14 protein-coding genes are annotated in these 14,977 nt (G+C 68.6%); 8 read left to right on the forward strand and 6 right to left on the reverse strand.

Annotation, left to right across the window (positions count from 1 at the left end):
• Positions 1-3: 3 nt before the first annotated feature.
• Entirely contained in the window at positions 4-447 is a 444-nt protein-coding gene (locus F4558_RS17965; protein WP_053655889.1) for an OsmC family protein, read from the forward strand.
• Between the two features lie 68 nt (positions 448-515).
• Here F4558_RS17965 and F4558_RS17970 read toward each other — a convergent pair whose 3' ends face one another.
• The gene (locus F4558_RS17970; RefSeq protein WP_053655886.1) at positions 516-914 is read right to left on the reverse strand and encodes a nuclear transport factor 2 family protein; all 399 of its coding nucleotides are present in this window, start codon (positions 912-914) and stop codon (positions 516-518) included.
• An 82-nt stretch (positions 915-996) separates the two neighbouring features.
• On the opposite strand from F4558_RS17970, the gene F4558_RS17975 reads away from it, so the two are divergent.
• From F4558_RS17975 to F4558_RS17995, 5 genes are all read left to right on the forward strand, one after another.
• Entirely contained in the window at positions 997-1,515 is a 519-nt protein-coding gene (locus F4558_RS17975) for an SbtR family transcriptional regulator (RefSeq protein WP_231640046.1), read from the forward strand.
• Between the two features lie 113 nt (positions 1,516-1,628).
• Positions 1,629-2,609, forward strand: a complete 981-nt coding sequence (locus F4558_RS17980) for a zinc-binding dehydrogenase (protein ID WP_053655882.1) — start codon at positions 1,629-1,631, stop codon at positions 2,607-2,609.
• Positions 2,606-2,890, forward strand: a complete 285-nt coding sequence (locus F4558_RS17985) for a hypothetical protein (RefSeq protein WP_053655880.1) — start codon at positions 2,606-2,608, stop codon at positions 2,888-2,890. The genes F4558_RS17980 and F4558_RS17985 overlap by 4 nt, the downstream gene beginning before the upstream one ends.
• Before the next feature lie 29 nt (positions 2,891-2,919).
• Positions 2,920-3,558 carry a DUF7003 family protein gene (locus F4558_RS17990; RefSeq protein ID WP_053655878.1) on the forward strand — a complete coding sequence of 213 codons (639 nt, stop codon included), beginning with the start codon at positions 2,920-2,922 and terminating at the stop codon, positions 3,556-3,558.
• A gap of 67 nt (positions 3,559-3,625) precedes the next feature.
• Entirely contained in the window at positions 3,626-4,051 is a 426-nt protein-coding gene (locus tag F4558_RS17995) for an NUDIX domain-containing protein (protein ID WP_053655876.1), read from the forward strand.
• 69 nt (positions 4,052-4,120) lie between these two features.
• On the opposite strand, the gene F4558_RS18000 is transcribed toward F4558_RS17995, so the two are convergent.
• Both F4558_RS18000 and F4558_RS18005 read right to left on the reverse strand, forming a co-directional pair.
• The gene (locus F4558_RS18000) at positions 4,121-4,369 is read right to left on the reverse strand and encodes a hypothetical protein (RefSeq protein ID WP_053655874.1); all 249 of its coding nucleotides are present in this window, start codon (positions 4,367-4,369) and stop codon (positions 4,121-4,123) included.
• 247 nt (positions 4,370-4,616) lie between these two features.
• Positions 4,617-5,690 carry an alpha/beta fold hydrolase gene (locus F4558_RS18005; RefSeq protein ID WP_053655872.1) on the reverse strand — a complete coding sequence of 358 codons (1,074 nt, stop codon included), beginning with the start codon at positions 5,688-5,690 and terminating at the stop codon, positions 4,617-4,619.
• Positions 5,691-5,828: 138 nt separating this feature from the next.
• Here F4558_RS18005 and F4558_RS18010 point away from each other — a divergent pair, with 138 nt between their 5' ends.
• A complete protein-coding gene (locus F4558_RS18010; protein ID WP_167945231.1) occupies positions 5,829-6,005 on the forward strand; it encodes an FxSxx-COOH-like cyclophane-containing RiPP peptide in 177 nt (58 codons plus the stop codon).
• A 41-nt stretch (positions 6,006-6,046) separates the two neighbouring features.
• Positions 6,047-7,843: an HEXXH motif domain-containing protein gene (locus tag F4558_RS31685; RefSeq protein WP_167945232.1), complete on the forward strand. Its 1,797-nt coding sequence runs from the start codon at positions 6,047-6,049 to the stop codon at positions 7,841-7,843.
• A 13-nt stretch (positions 7,844-7,856) separates the two neighbouring features.
• Here F4558_RS31685 and fxsT read toward each other — a convergent pair whose 3' ends face one another.
• The 3 genes from fxsT to F4558_RS18030 all read right to left on the reverse strand — a co-directional run bounded on the left by fxsT (position 7,857) and on the right by F4558_RS18030 (position 14,971).
• A complete protein-coding gene (gene fxsT / locus F4558_RS18020; protein ID WP_157552531.1) occupies positions 7,857-11,678 on the reverse strand; it encodes an FxSxx-COOH system tetratricopeptide repeat protein in 3,822 nt (1,273 codons plus the stop codon).
• Positions 11,675-13,177: a VMAP-C domain-containing protein gene (locus tag F4558_RS18025; RefSeq protein ID WP_167945233.1), complete on the reverse strand. Its 1,503-nt coding sequence runs from the start codon at positions 13,175-13,177 to the stop codon at positions 11,675-11,677. The genes fxsT and F4558_RS18025 overlap by 4 nt, the downstream gene beginning before the upstream one ends.
• 153 nt (positions 13,178-13,330) lie before the next feature.
• Positions 13,331-14,971: a GIY-YIG nuclease family protein gene (locus F4558_RS18030; protein ID WP_157552525.1), complete on the reverse strand. Its 1,641-nt coding sequence runs from the start codon at positions 14,969-14,971 to the stop codon at positions 13,331-13,333.
• Positions 14,972-14,977 lie beyond the last annotated feature (6 nt).

Below are 14,977 nucleotides of genomic sequence, written 5' to 3' on the forward strand. Positions count from 1 at the left end.
GCAATGAGTGATGACAGCTTCCGCTCGGTGACGGTCGAGCGCACCAGCGTGGGGCGATACGTCGCGCGCAACGTCCGCGGCGGATCGCTGTCGATGGGCACCGGCGAGGACGCCAGCTTCACGCCGGTGGAGCTGCTCCTGGCTGCCATCGGCGGCTGCACCGCGGTGAACGTGGACCACATCACCAGCCGTCGCGCCGAGCCGACGCAATTCTCCGTGAAGATCAGCGGCGACAAGATCCGGGACGGGGCCGGCGGTAGCCGCATGCGCGATCTCACCGTCGAGTTCACAGTGACGTTCCCCGAGGGCGCGGACGGTGACCGGGCACGCGAGGCGCTGCCCCGGTCGATGCGGCAGTCGCACGAACGACTGTGCACCGTCTCCCGTACCGTCGAACTGGGCACTCCCGTCGCGGTCGTCGATGCGGCTGGAGCCGCCGCCGACTGAGCGGTCGGGCCGGGACGAAGGCGACAGTGCCACATCCCGTACGGCCGATGTGGCTGCCCGATCGTGGTTCAGGCCAGTGCCTGGGCGATGGCGAGGGTGTGCTGATATTCGCGCCAGTGGGCCAGTTTGCCGTCCCGGGTCCGCAGCACCCCGATGAACGGCGCCGAGGCGGTTACCCCGGTCGCCGTGTGCGTGCCGACCAGTTCGTACTCGACGACGATCACCTCGGGGTCGGCGGTCTCGTGCACGACCACGTTGCGGCAGTCGTGGAACTGGACCGGGAACCCCGCCCTGCCGGCTTGCGTGTACTCAAGAACCCGTTGCTTCCCCTCGGTTCGCGTAGGGCTGCCGGGTGCGGCGAACGGTGTCTCGATCACCACGTCGTCGGCGAGCGAGTCCTCTTCGTAGGTGGGCAGGTTCGCGAGCCACCGGGCACGCATGCTGTCGAAGATCTCGGCTGGTGTCATGGCGGCCCCCGATAATGAGTCATGACTCAATTTGTACGCCGAGGATAGTGAGTGGAGGCTCATCTTGATAGAGGGGCCGCCGTTGCGTGTCGACGCGCAGCGCAACCGGGCACGCATCCTGGACGCCGCCGAGGCGGTCTTCGCCGAGTTCGGTGCCCGCGCCTCCACCGAGGAGGTCGCGCGGCGAGCCGGCGTTGCCATCGGTACGGTCTTCCGTCACTTCCCGACCAAGGACGACCTGCTCGTCGCGATCATGAAACGACTGCTCGCGCAGCTCGTCGAGGACGCCGAAGGCCATGACCTCTTCGCGTTCTTCACGCACACGGTGGCACAGGCAGCGGCGAAGAAGACCGCAGTGGACCTGCTCGCCGGCTCGGGGGTGGACATCCGGCTTCCCGACGCGGTGGGGCACCTGGAGGAAGCGGTGGGCAGGCTTCTGACACAGGCGCAGGCCGCCGGAGTCGTCGCCGACTCGGTACGGCTACCCGAGGTGATGGCGCTCCTTGCCAGCGTGTGCCAGGGCGCTCTGCACGGTGGATGGGACAAGCACCTGCAAGCCCGTACCCTCGCGGTCGTCTTTGCGGGCCTGAACCGCGACTGACCGTCAGCCTCGTGGTTCAGGCGGCCCGGACCGGCGCCCGGTCGCGCCTTGACCTCAACCGCGCTTCAGCTTGAACACTGGCCGGGATGCTGTCTCGGCGAAGGGCGTTACGCATGCGCGCAATTCAGGTGGCCGTGTTCGGCGGTCCGGAGGTGCTGTCCCCCAGCGAGCTGCCCGACCCGGCGCCCGGCCCCGGCCAGGTCGCCGTCGGCATGGCCGCGGCGGACGTCATCTTCCTCGACACCCTGCTGCGCAGCGGCTGGGGTCAGGACTTCTTCCCGAAGGTGTTGCCGTACGTGCCAGGTGGCGGAGGTGCGGGCGCGGTGGTGGAGATCGGCGAAGGTGTGGACCCGTCGTGGATCGGTAGGCGCGTGGTCGTATGGGCCAGTACCGGGTACGCCGAACAGGTCGTGGCGAACGTCGAGGAGATCATGCCGGTGCCTGACGGGCTGGCCATCGAGGCAGCGGCGGCGCTCGTGCACGATGGTGTGACCGCGCTGCGCCTGGACCGGCTGGGTCGGCCGGAGAAGGGCGAATGGGTGCTTGTGTCAGCGGCTGCCGGCGGGGCTGGATCGCTGCTGGTGCAGCTGGCCGTCGACGCCGGCGCCCAGGTGGTGGCCGCCGCGTCCAGCGACGTCAAATTGCGGCTGGCCCGCGAGTTGGGCGCCGAGGTCGGCATCGACTACACGCGGCCGGACTGGATCCACCGGGTACGGGAGGCGACCGGTGGCGGTGCCGCGTTGGTCTACGACGGGGCAGGTGGCCCCCTCGGCACTGCCGCGCTGGAGGCGGTGGCCGACGGCGGCAGGTTCGTCACCTACGGCACAGCCGACGGTTTCGCCGAACCGGACCCCGAGTCGGCCGCGCGCCGCGGCATTCGGGTGCTCGCACCGTTGCTGGACGGCCCACCGGACCAGGCGACCGTACGCGAACTGCTCGGCCTGGCACTGGAACGTGCCGCGCAGGGTCGGTTGCGGCCGGCGATCGGCGCCACCTACCCGCTGGAGCGTGCCGAGGATGCCCACCGTGCACTCGCCGAGCGGGCAACGGTGGGCAAGTCGCTGTTGGTGATCGGCGACCGGACGGCGGGATGAGGAGGAACGTGGACAAGGAGATAGCGGCAGGGCTTGCCGACGCGCGTTTGGCTGACTGGCAATGCATCGACCATGGTGGATGGATTGCGGTGGTCGACGACAAAGACGTACGCCAGGTCGTCGGCGAGGACGGCAGGCGGTACAACGTGGTCAGCCACGCCGTTCACGACGGCGATGGGCGCATCCGCATGTCGGTGGCCGTGGACGACGGGGGTCTGTCGGCATTCGTACCGCTGGTGCGAGACCAGATCATGAATCCGGACGGCACGTTCGTCGAGTGACCGCTTCGGCGTGACTACACTGCACGACCGTGCGTTCCGCCGAGATTCTCGACCAGCTCGACACCGCCGCCGAGGAATTCATGTTTCCGGACCTGGGCCACGGCTACAACTACGCGGTCGATGCCAGGCTTCACGCCTACCGCGACGCGCAGCGGTGGGCGCTGATCGTTGAGACGTTGGGATTTTCGCCCAGGGCTGGCAATCTCATCGACATCGTTCACGTCTTCGGCAACTGCCTGACCGAGGGCGAGCCGGGCTACGGCAACGACGACTTTCTCAGCCGGGTCGACAACTGGCACGAGATCGAGGACGTAGACGAGCCTGAGATCTACACCGGTTCGTCGATTGTGGTGCGAGGTCAGCGGATCACGGTGGCGGCCGAGCCGGGCGAGGAACTTGTCGACGTGCTTCGCCGGCTCGTCCCGGATCACCGGGAACCGCTTCTTGCCGACGAGGTCGAGCTGCGGCGGCGGATCCCGGCCGACCTCCCGGAGATCATGCGGCTGGACCTGTGGCACCACCCAGACCCTCTCCAGGCACCTCCCAGTGAGTCGACGACCTTCCGCCAGCTAGCCGAGGTGCTGGCGACAGGAGATGTGACACGGTACGCGCCGGACATGCCACCCAACACGCACTGGTCGCACTGGCCAGAGTCCGGAAGCCTCTAGCGGGCGGCAGGCAGCGGCAGGCTGTTCAGGGCACACCGTCGGCTGCGACCGGTGGCACGATGCGCCTGTGTCGACTTCTGCGGAGGGCTCCTCCAAAGCGCGCATCGTCACGGCGTTGCTGCGCGACGGCGACCGGGTGCTGCTGTGCCACCGATCTCCCCGGCGTCGGTGGTATCCGGACGTCTGGGACATGCCCGGTGGACACGTGGAGCCTGGGGAACCGCCCGGCGCGGCACTTGCACGAGAGCTTCGAGAGGAGGTGGGCATCGAGATCGCGGTGCCCTCGGGCCCGCCCCTGCACGAGGTTCATACCGACACGTTCGACATGCAGATCTGGCTGATCGAGGCGTGGACGGGATCTCCGGTCAACGCCGCGCCGGACGAACACGATGCCATCGGGTGGTTCACCGAAGAGGCGCTTGGAGAACTGTCGCTGGCCCATCACAGCTACCGTGCGATGCTCGGCAAGGTTCTTGCCGAGCATCGAGCCTGACCACTACTGACCCGGCCGTGGGCCCCGGCCCTAGAACGCCATGCTGCTGACGCCGACCGTCGAGCGGGGTTATCCCTCGGCACCGGGTCGGCTGTGCACCACCAGCTCGTCGATCTCCAACCGGCCGACGCGCAGTTCCCGCACGACCGCCCGGCGGATGGCGAGCCGCCCGATGACGAGCACCCCCACAGCCACGGCCCCGACAGCCAGCGCCCCGACGGCCAGGGCGCCGAGCGACGCCGCCCCCGCAGCCCGCGCGCCTGTAGCCGCCGCGCCCGTCGCCACCGCGCCGTTGGCGCGCGTCCCAGTCAACCGCATCAGGCGAACCTCTCGCTTCATACCTTCATTGTCCGCGCAACGCCGATCACCCGCGCCACAGTCCAACGTTCCTGGCAGACGAGGTGACAGGGTGGAGGTCACGCCGATCACCGGTCGACTGCGACGCGATACAAGTCGATCTCCGCTCCGCTGACGACAGTTGGATCAACTCGTGGCCGCCTACAGCCCGCAGCCGGGCCAGGTACGACGACATGCCCCGCCAGGGAACGTAGCTCCCCAGCCCTGATCATCGGCGCTCCGACGGGCTGTACAGACCCACGCCATACAGCGCGTCGATCACATCGGCGACCGCGGGATGGTTGGGGACGAGTGTCTCCAAGGCGGAGGCGAGGGAGTCCCCCGGTGCCAGGTGCCGGTAGTGCTCGAAACTCCGCACCAGGGAGAACAGCTCCACCCGGGCCGCGGTGTCGCGCCGCAACTGGTGCACGATCACCGGCGGCAGGAGATCGTAGACCTGCTCGCGGAACGTCGGCTCGGTCATCCGCGGTACGGCAAGCAGACGATCGACCAGCGCGCGGTACCCGTCGGCCGCCACGGGGGCCGACCGCGTCGCCGGGGACAGTTGTTCGCTGGACTGTCGCGGCGCCGGTACGTCGGGCATCGAAGAGGCTTCCTTCAGGTGTCGTTTCAAGGCCACGTAGGACCGGTGCCCGTGCGAATCCGGCTTGATGATCGAGAAGTGGTCGCCGGGCAGCACGCCGACCTCGGGGAAGACACTCCTCGCCGAAACGGGTGTCACCACTCCGTCGCTTTCACCGGCGTACGCGACGATCGGGATCGGGCAGGTGGCGGCCGTGACCGCGGTGGCGTGGATGACCTGGTTGACGACGATCCGGTGCGCGTCGGAGATGGCCTGGTTGAGCGGCCGCAGCTCGCGTTCCTGGGGGTGCCGCCACAGGCCGCCCCGGCGCAGGAGCAGAGCCAGGTCGGATCCGGAATTGGGACAGGCGAACAGGACGACCCGCCGGATGCGGGCCAACTCCGGCCCGCATCCGCCCGCGAGGGTGCGTGCGATCATCCGCTGCGCCACAAGCCCGCCCTGGCTGTGCGCGACCAGAACGAGTCGGGACCGATCGCCGAGGTCGTGTGTCAAATAGGTGCGAAGACTGTCGGCGATGTCATTGATGTCGGGAATACGGCGCAATGGGTGCAGTGAGACAGGCGGGCTCGGGTATTCGAAGGTATAGGGGTCGACGAAGTCGAGGTCGACGTCGGTCTCGATCAGCCGCAGAAACGGCGTCCAGGTGGCCGCCGATGACAGAAACCCGTGCACGAACACGACTCCGAGGCGCTCGGACATAGCGACAACCTACCGTGGACGGTCAGTTTCCGGGAGCGTCCGAAGTGGGGCGTTCAACGTCACCTGCTGCTTCCGGAATCGTCTCCGCGTGCGACATGATGAGTGCAGAGGCCGCATCGACGTGAGGAGACGCCACTAGTGAGCCGATCGATCGACGACATCGAGTCGGACCTGGTAGACCTCACGGAGGTGACACTTGCCGATTTGCCGACGTACGACGAGCGGATCCTCGCTCCGCCCATGCGCCGGCTATTGCGTCGCATTGACGATCCCGAAAGCATCACAAGTGGCTACAATCCTCAACGCGTCGACTGACACCTTTGGCCTGGAGTTCCTGGATGGGCGGTGACGACGCCGTGAGCAAGCCGCTCCGCCAACACCGACTCGACGAGCAACACGTCAGCGCGCTCGCCTCCGGTGGCGGTGATGTGCACACTGTCGCTCAACTCCTCGCCGTCGAGCGGAGCTGGCGTCTTCTGCAGTTGCGCGCCCTGCTCGACATCGTCGGCCCTGACCACGACACCGGTCCGCTCCCGTCCGTCCGGGCCGCCTGGGACCTGCTCACCGAGGCGGAACGACACGACCCAGCCGCTGTCGACGACCTGTTGCTGCACCCCCAGGCGGGCGTCTGGGCCGGTTACACGTTGCGGCGGCTGCGCGGCACCGCCCGCTCCGCGGCACCGCTCTGGGTAGACCTGGGCTATCTACATTCTCTCGCCGCCGCGGCGGCCCTGCGTGCCGGTATCGACTTCCGGATGACCGTGCCGGTCCGCGACGGTCACGCGGTGCTGCCGACCCTCGGTGCCGCCCCCGTACAGGGAGCATCCCAATGGGACAGCACCGAGGTGCGCGGGTCCGCCGGCAGCGGTGTCGTCAGCACGCCAGCGGGCGAAGTGCGAGTCGGCGGTGACGGCTGGCAGGCCATGTCCATCGTGAGGGTCCAAGCCGACGAGCACACCCTCGCGGTACGGCTGGACTGTCTCGACCCGTACCGAAATCTGCGGGCTCCGACGCCGCCCCGGGCGCTGAGCGACCCGGAGCTCAGTCGTTGGCGCGGTCTGCTCACGCAGGCGTGGCAGATGCTCGTCGAGACCAGCCCGGCGCTGGCAACGCCCATGGCCCGGGGTCTCTTCTCGGTGGTGCCGCAGCCACCGGCGGAGCGGTTCCGCACGATGAGCGCCTCGGCCGGCGACGCCTTCGGATGCATGACCATGTCAGAGCCGCGTGACGCCACCGAGCTCGCGGTTACCATGGTGCACGAATTCCAGCACATCAAGTTGGGCGCACTCCTGCACCTCGCTCCCCTGCACACCGGCGAGCCGGCCCGGCGACTGTACGCTCCGTGGCGAGACGATCCCCGGCCGCTGGGTGGCCTGCTGCAGGGGGTGTACGCGTTCGCGGGCATCACCGAGTTCTGGCGGGCGGTACGCCACTGGGCCTCGGACGACGCCGCCACCCTGGCGCACTTCGAGTTCGCCCGGTGGCGCCGGCAGGTGCGCGCCGTACTCACTCTGATAGCGCAGTTGCCGCAGCTCACCGAGCTCGGTCGCCGACTCGTGGCAGGCCTCACCGCGACTGCGGACCGGTGGCAGACCGACAGCGTCCCCGACCAACCACTCGCCGCCGCCCACGACGCCGTCGCCGACCATGGTGCCCGGTGGCGGCTTCATCATCTGCGGCCGCCCGCAGAGGTGGTCACCACGTTCACGGAGTGCTGGATGGCCTGCGCCGACCGGCCCGACCTGCCCGCCGTCGCACCGGCCCTGGAAGCCGACCCGAACGCCCAAGGGCTCGACGCGCGGGCGGTCCTGGAGCTCTGGCGCCTGACCGACGCCGCCGGATTCGAGCGCCTTCTGGCCGACCCGACGTCGATCGGCGCGCGGGTGACGGGCGCGCGCCCCGCCGACCTGGCCCTCGTGGCCGGTGATCGGGAAGCCGCCCGGCGCGGATATCTGCACGAATTGTCGACCGATCCCGACCGGCCGGGCGCCTGGTCCGGACTCGGGCTGATCCTGGCGCAGACCCGGCCTGGCCCGGCCGCGGAGGCCCTGCGAGACCGGCCCGAGCTGGTGAGAGCCGTACACCGGGCCGTACGCAGTCGCGGCGGTGACGCCGGCCCGGTGGAACTCGCCGCCTGGATCGGGCCGCGATGAACCCCCCGCCCACCTACAGCGGCGGCGGGTCCATGTCGCAGTTGGCCCGCCGGTTCAGGTCCACTGCGGCCGCCGTGGCCGGGTGATCATCGCCGAGAGCTCGACGGAACTGTGCCACAGTTGCCGTGTGCAGCTCTGCGGACTCCTGCTCGCGCCCCAGTTTGAGCAGGTCCATGGCCAGGTTGCCGTAGCCGGCCAGAGTGGTCGGATGCTCCGCGCCCAGGACCCGCCGCAGCCGTTCGGTCGCGTCCACGTCCCGCTCGTACGCCTGCGCGTAGTGCCCCTCGGCGTAGAGGTCGCTCGCGAGATTGAGCGCCGCGGCCAAGGTGAGCGGGTGATCGTCGCCGAGTTGCTCCCGCAACTGGGCGAAACCCTCCTCGTCCATCTGCCGCGCCTGCGCCACCCGGCCGCGCAGCCGCTCGGTAACCGCCCAGTTGAGCCGGGCGGCGATGGTGTGCGGGTGCCTGTCGTTCCGCAGCAGCCGCCGATAGCTGGCGTACACCTGCTCACCCAACTCGGCGGCACCGTCGAGGTCGCCGGTCTCCCGCAGGTCGGTCGACAGGTTCAGGGAGGCGGCGACGGTGTCCGGATGGTTCTCACCGTAGCGGCGGAGGAAGCTGTCGCGGACCTCACCGGAGATTTGGCGGGCCGCCTGGTGGTCGCCGGCTGTGCGTAGCGCCACCGCCAATGACCGCAGCGCCCGCAGGGTCTGCGGATGGCCAGGGCTGAGCTGATGACGCAGCTGGTCGGCGACCGCCTGTGCTTCGGCGCGGGCGCCCACGTAGTCGCCGAGCTCACGCCGGTCAGTGATGAGGTTGCGGGTGCTCTCCAGGGTGATCGGATGATCCGCGCCGAAGAGCTGGACGCGCAGCCGTTGGTTCTCCAGATCGATGTCGTAGGCGCGTTTCAGGTCACCGGACAGCCGCAGGCTCACGGCGAGGTTGTGGCCCGCCGTGATGCTCTCCACATCGTCCGGGCCAAGGGCTCGCACATGCCGCTGATAGATCTCCTCGGCGAGCTCCAGTGCGCCCTGGAAATCCCCGGCCACTCGACGGTCGGCGGCAACGGCGCCGAGCGCGCGCAGGAGATCCTCGTTGCTCTCCTCGACGGTCTCCTGGTAGATGGCGAGCACCTCTTCGTTGAGACGGGCCGCCTCCTCGAACCGGCCGAGGACGAACAGCAGCCAGCCCATCCAGTGGCCCATCCGCAGGGTGGACGGGTCGGCGGGGCCCAACTGGTCACGCCGGGCGTCGTAGGCCAGCCCGGCCAGGTCGAATGCGGTCTGGTGATCGCCCCACCAGTAGAGATAGCGGGAAAGGTTGTCGATCAGCTGCTGCACCCACGGGTCGGTGGAGCGGAACGCCTGAGCCGCGAGAGCGTGCGGGAACAGGTCGGCGTAGGTGCGCCAGTTCGCCGGTGAACTCGGGTCGTTCGGGTCGCTGTCGGCGAGAATCAAGTGCGCGCTGTGCCGCATCGTTGCCTGCTCGGCATCGTCGAGCCGGTCTATCAGCACTGCCTGGACCAGGCGGTGCATCTCAATCGAGTTGGTCCGATGGTAGATCTTGGCCAAGGCGTACCGGTTGATCTCCCGGATGGCCCGGTTGAGCCGCATCGGGTCGCGCCGCACCTCATCGAGTACCGGATGGACGTTGCCGGCTCGGCCCCGGTTGAACAGGGTCCGGGGAATGGGCTGAGGAGCGAGGAACGAGCACACCTGCAGGAGCCGCAGCGCTCCGGGACTGGACTCGGCCAGACGGTCGAGGGAAACGTTCCAAGCGGCGGCGACCGGCAGCTGGTAGTCCAGCGGCACCGACACTTCGAGCAGCTCGATGCGCTTCTCCTCGAACAGCCGCAGGTATTCGTCGGTGGGCATGCCGGTCTCGGCGAGCCAGGCCGCCGCCTGGTCCAGGGCCAGCGGAAGATCGCCGAGCGCCTCGGCCAACCGATCGGCGTCCTCCTCGCTGAGGTCCGGGCCACGGCGACGGAGCAGGTCGACGCTCTCCTGCCGGGCGAACACGTCCACCGCGAGCTGGCGGCCGATGTTCGACCACTGCGGATTGCGGGAGGTGACCATGATGCGACCGGATCCGCCGTTGGGGAAGTAGCGCCGCACCGCCTCCGGGCTCTCCGCGTTGTCGAAGATCAAGAGCCAGTTGGCGTACGGCTGCCCCAGCCGCAGCGCCTCCCGCACGGCCGGCACGGCGGCGTTGGCTTCCAGCCCCACCGGCAGGTGCAGGCGCTGGGCGAGCTCGGCCAGCGCATTGGCGATCTGGGCCGGACGCTCCGACGGGATCCACCAGATCACGTCGTACTCGTCCAGGTGACGATAGACGTACTCGATCGCAAGCTGCGACTTGCCGACGCCGCCCATGCCGTGCAGCGCGTGCGGCAGCACCGCCGTCACACCCTGCAGCATCTGCTCGTGCAGGTGCACCAGCAGCGACTCGCGCCCGGTGAAGTTGGGGTTGCGAGGTGGGACGCTGCCCCAGATGGCGGGCGCGCCGGATGGTGTTCTCTGCGGTACGACCACATCCGCCACGCTGCTCGACACGACTGGCGCTCCTTCTGACGTCCGATCATCGGTGCCCGCTGCCGCCACCATTGTCCCAGGAGGCGTGCTTCGCGTAGCAATGGTCGAGGGCGTTTCCGCCTCGATACCGAGCGCCTCATGCAGATGGCGCGCGCGGGCGAGGTAACGGCCGGACAGGGCGTGGAGCACTGCCTGTTCGACCCGTACGAACGGGGCGGTCTCCGGGGTCACCGGAGGCACCGGCGTGGCGTCGGGGTCATCGAGCATCCGACTGAGCCCACGGACCGCCGGAACCGTGGGCCCCAGTTGCTCGTCGACCACCCGCAGCACCCGGACCGCGTCCGCGCGACGCCCGGCCGCGAGCAACTCCTGGCGGACTCCCCGGTGGAACTCGTAGGTGACCTCGGCGCCGTCGGTCGTCGACGCCGCGGCGGCCACCGGATGCAGCAGCTCGCTGTTGAGGATCTCGGACAGGTGTGACGTCTGCGCATCCGGGATCAGGGCCCGCTGCACCGATCTCATCACGGCCAGGTTGAGCGGGGCGGCGGCGAGCTGCGTGGCGAGCGTGACAGCGGTCGGTGTGGCCCACGCGGTGAACTCGCGCACGCGCGCCCGAGCGGACGGCACCCCCTCGGACGGGGGCGGCGCGATGGTGTCCGGGAGCCCGGTGGCTGCCAGAACGGCGGGCAGATGCGCCTCGCCGCCGGTGAGCAGCCGGACCCAGGCGGCGAGCCAGCGGGGGTCCAGTTCGAGCACGGGCACCGGGATGGGGTCGCTGCCCTGGGGGCCGGAATCGTCGAGGACGTCCGGGGCCGGGTTGTGCACCTCCCACGCAAGATCGGCGTTGGCGGCACCGCCGAAGGTGGTCCGCCGCATCCGCAAGCGACGGGGCCGGATACCGGTGCGATACCACTGCAGTTGCGGCAGCAGGTGCACGATGGCGACCGGCACGCGGAGACTCCAGGCTCGAAGCAACGCCTGCATCGTCCCGGCGTGCCAGGCCGCTCCGGCGCCGTCGGACAGCACCAGCACGATCCGTCCGTCGATGGCGACCTGTCCGGCCAGAACGGCCTGCCCCGTCTGCGAGGAGTCGAACGGGACCACCTCGACGGCTGCGAAACCCTCGTGATCGCGCAACACCGCCACCACGCTGTCGACAGTGTCACCCCACACGACCATCGAGCGGACGGCATCGACCAGAACCGTCACGCCCCACCCGCCCGCCGGGGCGGGCGAAGAACCGGACAGCGGACGCAGCGCCTGAGAGATCGCCTCCCAGGTGCCCTCCACGTCATTTCCGGTCACCAACTCTCCCCTGTTCCTCGACCAGCGGGAGCGCCCAGCGCGTCGGGCCTGCGCTCCGGATCGTCCCAGAGGATCGTCAGGTGGTGGCCGATGTGGCCGTCCCGCGAAGCGGGCTCGAGCTGTAGCGCCTTGTGCCGCAATTCTTTGGCACGCATAGGCAGCTGTCCCAGGCCTCCATCACTTACCAGACTGGCGACCGCTTCCCGGAACTCGGCGCTGGTGCAGTCACCCCGATGCCAGATGATCACCGGCAGCCCGGCCCGCAGGGCCGCTTCGATCTCTTGCTGGCCGGTTTCACCACGCTGCGCCGGTGGCTCGCTGAGAACGAGTGAAACCACACGATCGTCCGCCTTGAGTTCCGCCTCTAGCCTGGTGAAGTAGTCCGTACCGCTGGGTTGGCTCCAGAAGACGGCGCTGTGGGCGGGAGCCGCGAGCAGCTGCCGCCAGCGCTGGTGCCAGGCACGGTGCCAGCGCCGGGTGCGCAGCCGTTCCAGACTGCGAACCACCACGGGATAGTCCATGGCCAAAGCGATCGGCCGCGAACTGTCGATCTCCTTACGCCAGCGGTCCACCCCGACGTTGAGCAGTTCCCACGGCAGGACGAACTCGACCACGATCGTGCCGGTCCGGTCCGACCATTCGATCTCCATCTGCTCGATTACCCGCTCCACCTCACGTTCCAGGTCGTGGAGACGGACCAGGCGGGGCTCGCCCTGCCGGGAATGCCAGAAGTCTGCGCCGTACCACTGGCGGAAATGCGACAACGCGTAGGTGTCGTCACTGCCGTCGGGGTCCAGGTGTGGCTCGACCTGGACGACCAGGTACGCCGTGGTGCCCATCGGCTGTTCACCGCCGCGGTGCAGGTATGCCCGCCGATCCTCCAGCTGTGACGTCAGCCCTTGTCCGGTGGCCACACGACTGTTCCGCAGCCGGATCCACCGGGCGTCCTGCGCGTCGACCTGGTCCTCGAGCAACGCCAGGAAGGCCATGCTCGGGGGCAGGCCGTCGGGGCCGGCGTTCTGCCCTGCCAGGTGGACGAGCGCCTGCCAGGCGTCGACGCACCACGGCGGCGGCCCAGGCGACCGGTGCTCGGTGGCGCGCTGATACAGAACGGTCAGGTTGACGGGCACGAGGTTGCTCAGGAGAGGACGCAGCTGGGTCCAGTCCTCCTCGGTCAGGACCTCAACCGCCTCCCACTCGTCCCGGAGACGCTGCAACCGGACGACCTCCTCCGTGCCCGGTTCCAGGTGCTCGATCGTCTCCACCAGGATCTGAAGCCCGTTGGCGCGCCTGCTGCAGGCACGCACCAGCTCGGCCATCTGCAGCCGCAACTCGGGGTGCTCACGGAGCGAGAAGGGACCGAGGCGATCCTGGAGTTGTTCGAGGAGGAGTTGGCGGCTGGCCGGGCCCCGCATCAGTCGGGTGCGTTCGAGCACACCGACGAGCACCGTCTGAATCCGGTGCCGCACCTGTTCACCGCTGGTCTGCGCAGTTTTCATGTACTCACAGGTTTAAGGGCATGGCGGCCCCGGGCGGGCCCCGGTCGTCACAGGCTACCTTCTGGCAGTCCCCGACGGGACCTATGACCACGATCAGAAACATGCCACCTATTGGGTTGAACGCATAGCCGCCCGGCAGTAGAACCCGCGGCCTCAGACGGATAAGACGTGCTCGACGAGGTCGGGACAGTGCGTCTTCCAGTTCAATGCCGGGCCCTTCCTCATGAGGTCCAGGTTGAGCTGACGGGCCGCTTTGATGATTCCTGGTCGGGTGAGGGCGTCGTAGGCGGATCGCATCGACGTGAAGTGCAGTCCCAGTACCCCCGGGCGGATCCGGTAGTGAGCCTCGACAGGCCGCATCAACGCCAGCCCGATGCGAGTACGAAGGTGCGACCGTGCGGTGGCCCCGTCAATGTTCAAGCGGATCTGCAGTTCCTGCGGAGTGTGCCTCTCGTGGTAGACGAACAGGGTCTCCAAAGCGTGCACCGAGACAGTGAGCAGGCGCGGATAGGTGGCGGCGCTGGTGGACGGGAGCGCGCTGACCGTCCAGTAGCTCAGCTCCGTCAGCTCCGGCACCGGCATCGCGACACGCAGGTAGGCACCGACCAGGCGAGCCAGCTCGTCGGTGAACCGCGGATCGGCCTGTAGCCGGTTGAACCGGTGCCGACTGCGGTGCTGAAGGACGGAGTCGACCGGCCGATCACCGAGGCGAACGATCCCCGGCTGGTGGTCAGCCAGCCAACGTCGCTGCTCCGCTGAGGGCAGGAGAACGTCCAGCTCGCTGGCGCCAAGGCGACCCGTGGTGTGTACAACATTGCGGAGCTGCACCCCGGCCGCCTCGCGCCGGCGAATCTGATCACGCTCCACCTTGTCGAGCTGGGCGCGGCTGACCCGTTCAAAGGCGATCTCCACCATGTCGGACCATGTCCTGCGGTGGGCGCAGAACCGTGTCACCACATCGACGGCCTGTCCCACGTAGCGCTGGCCGTCGGCGAATGTCAACTCGTACACTCCACACCGGCCACGTGCCTTGGGCAGTAGGTGAGCGATCGAGTTCAGTCCGACGATCTTCAGCCGAACAACTTCATGATCGTCCACGTGAACGACAGTAGGGCATGGGCCGTCAGTCGAAGCGCGAAGGCGCCTCACGGGCAGCGGCTCCGTGGTTTGCGTCGGCTTCCCTGCGGCTTCCCTGGCAGGTCGAGATAGGCCAGCAACCGTACTCTCCCGCAGCGCTTTGCTGTCCCGAGTCGCCTGTCGCTGGTCGTTACTGCTGCCCTGCTGCCTCCGGGCTGCCGCGCCTCGCCCACCTGACCGGCGCAGCCTTCCCACCAGCCACCAGGCCGCCAGGCCGCAGCCGAACGCCATCAGCACCAGCACCGCCAGGCTCTTTACTGGAGCGATCGGTGTCCCCTCACCGTAGACAACCCTTCGCGCTCCTGTATCCCTTGCAGGCACGGTCAGGCCGATCCGCATCCGATCAGGTGGCGTATCAAGGACCACATCGCGACGGATGATCCTCTGATCCGTGCTGACGAATGTCCCGCGCCACTCCTGACGACGGCCACCTCTCCCGGCGGCATCCACCCGTTCGGGTGTGAATGCCCCCGCTACGCCGTGTCCAGTGGCCGCCCGCCACGACGGGCCGAATTCGTCGATCGACTGCTGAACGCCGAGCACAGATATAGCCGCGATGGCGGTAACCAGCACACCGGCCAGGAAGTAGCGCGAGGCTCGCCTCACGCTCCTCGAGAGCTCGCTCTGACACATCAGCGGGTAGGCCAAAGCGAGCAAGGCTGC

It is taken from the genome of Micromonospora profundi (genome assembly GCF_011927785.1).
GTDB lineage: Bacteria > Actinomycetota > Actinomycetes > Mycobacteriales > Micromonosporaceae > Micromonospora > Micromonospora profundi.

Excerpts from the sequence above, each read along its gene's own strand:
- F4558_RS18005 (WP_053655872.1), bottom strand. The coding sequence starts at position 5,690 with ATGTCCGAGCGCCTCGGAGTCGTGTTCGTGCACGGGTTTCTGTCATCG.
- F4558_RS17965 (WP_053655889.1), top strand. The coding sequence starts at position 4 with ATGAGTGATGACAGCTTCCGCTCGGTGACGGTCGAGCGCACCAGCGTG.
- F4558_RS17985 (WP_053655880.1), top strand. The coding sequence starts at position 2,606 with ATGAGGAGGAACGTGGACAAGGAGATAGCGGCAGGGCTTGCCGACGCG.
- F4558_RS17970 (WP_053655886.1), bottom strand. The coding sequence starts at position 914 with ATGACACCAGCCGAGATCTTCGACAGCATGCGTGCCCGGTGGCTCGCG.
- F4558_RS17980 (WP_053655882.1), top strand. The coding sequence starts at position 1,629 with ATGCGCGCAATTCAGGTGGCCGTGTTCGGCGGTCCGGAGGTGCTGTCC.
- F4558_RS18025 (WP_167945233.1), bottom strand. The coding sequence starts at position 13,177 with ATGAAAACTGCGCAGACCAGCGGTGAACAGGTGCGGCACCGGATTCAG.
- F4558_RS18000 (WP_053655874.1), bottom strand. The coding sequence starts at position 4,369 with ATGCGGTTGACTGGGACGCGCGCCAACGGCGCGGTGGCGACGGGCGCG.